The 980-nt window shown below is 69.0% G+C and carries 2 protein-coding genes; both read right to left on the bottom strand.

Features of this window, described 5'->3' with window-relative positions; translation table 11 throughout:
* Window positions 1-153: 153 nt before the first annotated feature.
* Window positions 154-390 carry a hypothetical protein gene (locus tag U9980_RS25785; RefSeq protein WP_322770300.1) on the bottom strand — a complete coding sequence of 79 codons (237 nt, stop codon included), beginning with the start codon at window positions 388-390 and terminating at the stop codon, window positions 154-156.
* Window positions 390-641, bottom strand: a complete 252-nt coding sequence (locus tag U9980_RS25780) for a hypothetical protein (protein ID WP_322749034.1) — start codon at window positions 639-641, stop codon at window positions 390-392. The genes U9980_RS25785 and U9980_RS25780 overlap by 1 nt, the downstream gene beginning before the upstream one ends.
* Window positions 642-980 lie beyond the last annotated feature (339 nt).

Below are 980 nucleotides of genomic sequence, written 5' to 3'. Positions count from 1 at the left end.
GGCGGCGGAGGATCTGGTCTACACGCTGCCACGCCTCTGGCGGGATGGGTCCGAGCCTGTGGGACACGCCGGCAGTCGGGATCCATGCGATCAGTTCGGGTAACACCGTGGCGGGGATCGGATCGGCGATCCCCGCATCGGCGGCGTAATCACCTACACCGGCAGCCGGGTGTCCCAGCCCGACTCGGCCGGCGGCTCCGAGCCCGGCCCGTGGCCCGGCGCCCAAACTTTCCGTAGCGGCTTGCCGTGCGGGCAGGTTCCCGTCTCGGGGATCGGCTCCACAGCACCGGTGGAGCGGAGTTGGGCGCCGCGGCGGCGCCGGCATTTGCTGCACGCGACAAGTGCCAGCATCGGGACGACCGGGGTCTCGCCGGCTGGGGCCTCATCCATTAGTTCTTCTTGACCTTCCCGCTGCCGCTACAGGCAGCGCATGTCCGCTCCTGCGTGCCGCTGAACCCGCCGCCCTCGTCCGTTTCAGCCCGATCGAAGGCCACAACGCCGGCACCGTTGCATGTCGTGCAGTTGGCGAACTCGACCTCCCGGACATTCGTCTTCGCGGTGGCGTCCTTGCCGCCGCGCTTCACGCCGTCTCGACCGGTGCTTGCGCCTCCATCGGTGCTACCCCGCTTGTTCCACGCCATTACATGCTCCTTCCGTGTCTGTTCCGTTACAGATTTAAGGGTAAGCCTGTGATCGCTCGGACGATGTGGGGCCTGGACGATACGGTGCGTGGCGGCCCCGCTCGCCTTACCTACGCCGGGCCGATCGTCGCCCACCGGACCGGATGGGTACGGCTGGCCGTTGGGATCCCGATGGGAGCGCTCGAGCGGCCCGCGCCAACCGTCGGGGACGGGGCAAGGCGGACCGGCGCGCGTTCGTGACGGAGCTCCCCGGGTGGCACGGACCGGCTGGGATTCGCCCGACGGGGTGACGGCAGGACGTAAAAGATCGCCGCTCCGCAGGGGGGTTACGGGAGTAAC

The sequence above is a fragment of the Protofrankia sp. Cr1 genome, from assembly GCF_963555865.1.
GTDB lineage: Bacteria > Actinomycetota > Actinomycetes > Frankiales > Frankiaceae > Protofrankia.
This window is presented reverse-complemented; position numbering and strand designations above follow the sequence as displayed.